1 protein-coding gene is annotated in these 2,456 nt (G+C 69.5%); it reads left to right on the top strand.

Translation table 11 applies throughout. From position 1 onward, the window contains the following. The coding region (locus tag VN047_RS02955; RefSeq protein ID WP_325539864.1) for a hydantoinase B/oxoprolinase family protein at positions 1-2,456 on the top strand (2,456 nt) is incomplete at both ends.

Below are 2,456 nucleotides of genomic sequence, written 5' to 3'. Positions count from 1 at the left end.
ATCTGCCGCTGGGATGGCGCGCGCCTGCTCGTCGGCCCCGAAAGCGCGGGCGCGAATCCCGGCCCCGCCGCCTATGGTCGCGGCGGGCCGCTCACCGTCACCGACTGCAACGTCCTGCTCGGCAAGATCCAGCCCGATCATTTCCCCAGGCTTTTCGGTCCGAACGGCGACCAGCCCCTCGACCGCGCGGTCGTGGTCGAAAAATTCGCCGCAATGGCCGCCGAGGTCGGCACCATCACGCCCGAAGCCCTCGCCGAAGGCCTGCTCGCGATCGCGGTCCAGCAGATGGCGAACGCGATCAAGCGCATCACGATCGCGCGCGGCCATGATGTGACGCAGGACTACAGCCTCGTGGGGTTCGGCGGCGCCGCGGGCCAGCATGTCTGCCTTGTCGCCGACGCGCTCGGCACCGACGAGATATTGCTCCACCCGCTCGCGGGCGTATTGTCGGCCTATGGCATGGGCCTCGCGAAGCCCTCTGCGATCCGCGAACGCACGCTGGCGCTGACACTCGACGACGATTGCGCCGCGATCCTCGCTGCGGCCGAAACCGAACTCGGCGAACAGGCGCGCGCCGACCTCGCGCCCGGGGCCGGAACCTCGCGCGAAACCCTGCTCTTCGTCCGCCTCGCCGACAGCGACAATGCGATCGAACTGCCGCTCGCGACGCCCGCCGATATCAGGCAGGCCTTCGCCGCCGCCTTCCGCCAGCGCTTCGGCTACGCCCCGCACGCCGATCTCGTCGTCGACCGCATCCGCGTCGAACTGACCGAGGCCGGAGGCGCCCCCGCGATCATATCGCCGCCCGCCGCATCGGCCGGGGCTGAACCCGAAACGGTCAGCGCATGGCTCGCCGGCGCGGCGCACGACGTCCCGCTCCACCAGCGCAGTGCCCTCGCCCGCGGCCGCACGATCGCCGGCCCCGCGATCATCATCGATCCGCTGTCGACGACCATCGTCGAACCCGGCTGGCGCGCCGAGGTCCAGAGCGAGGGCACCTTGCTGCTCGCCCGCACCCGCGCGGCCGAAACGCACGCCGCCGCAACCGACGACCTCACGCATCCCGACCCTGTCCGTCTCGAAATCTTCAACAGCCTGTTCATGGCGATCGCCGAGGAAATGGGCGGCGCGCTCCAGCACAGCGCCTCGTCGATCAACATCCGCGAGCGGCTCGACTTCTCCTGCGCGATCTTCGACGGCGACGGCCGCCTCGTCGCCAACGCGCCGCATATGCCCGTCCACCTCGGCTCGATGGGCGAAAGCGTCCGCACGATCCTGCGCCAGCGGACCAACGACGACCGCGGCATCCGGCGCGGCGACGCCTATGCGCTCAACGCCCCCTACGACGGCGGCACGCACCTCCCCGACATCACCGTCATCATGCCGGTTTTTGTCGCCAAAGAAGATGAGGGGAGCGATACGCCGGACTTCTTTGTCGCCGCGCGCGGCCACCACGCCGACCTCGGCGGCATTGCCCCCGGCTCGATGCCGCCCGACAGCAAGAGCATCGCCGACGAGGGCATCCTCTTCGACAATGTCCTGATCGTCGATGACGGCCGCTTCCTCGACACCGATATCCACGCCCACCTCATCGCGGGCGACTGGCCCGCGCGCAATCCCGCTCTCAATATCGCCGACCTCAAGGCGCAGGTCGCCGCCTGCCAGCGCGGCGCGAGCGCGCTCGCCGACCTCTCGGCCGCGCACGGCGCAAAAACCGTCGCTGCCTATATGGCGCACGGCCAGCGGCAGGCCGAAACCGCGGTCCGCCAGCTCATCGCGGGCTTGGGCGACGGCCAATTCCGCTACGCGATGGACAATGGCGCCGAGGTGGTCGTCGCCGTCAGGGTCGACCGCACCGCGCGCGCCGTCACCATCGACTTCACCGGCTCGTCGGCAACGCTGCCCGACAATTTCAACGCGCCGACGCCCGTCGTCCGCGCCGCGGTGCTCTATGTGCTGCGCACGATGCTCGACGACCCGATCCCGATGAACGAGGGTTGCCTCGCCCCGGTGACGCTCGTCGTTCCCGGCGATTCGATGCTCAGCCCGCGCTATCCCGCGGCGGTCGTCGCGGGCAATGTCGAGACAAGCCAAGTCATCACCGACGCGCTGTTCGCGGCGTTCGGCGCGATGGCCCCCGCGCAGGGGACGATGAACAATTTCACCTTCGGCAACGAAGCCTACCAATATTACGAAACGATCGCCGGCGGCTCGGGCGCCGGTCCCGGCTTCGACGGCACCAGCGTGATCCAGACGCACATGACCAACAGCCGCATGACCGACCCCGAGGTCATGGAAACGCGCTTCCCCGTGATCGTCGAGCAGTTTGCGATCCGCAAGGGCTCGGGCGGCGCCGGCCAGTGGCACGGCGGCGACGGCGCCATCCGCCGTATCCGCTTCCGCGAGCCGATGGCGGCGAACATCCTCGCCAACCGCCGCAAGATCGCGCCGAGCGG

The sequence above is a fragment of the Sphingopyxis sp. genome, from assembly GCF_035565275.1.
GTDB lineage: Bacteria > Pseudomonadota > Alphaproteobacteria > Sphingomonadales > Sphingomonadaceae > Sphingopyxis.
The sequence above is the reverse complement of the archived record's forward strand: the minus strand, read 5'-3'. Positions and strand labels throughout refer to the sequence as shown.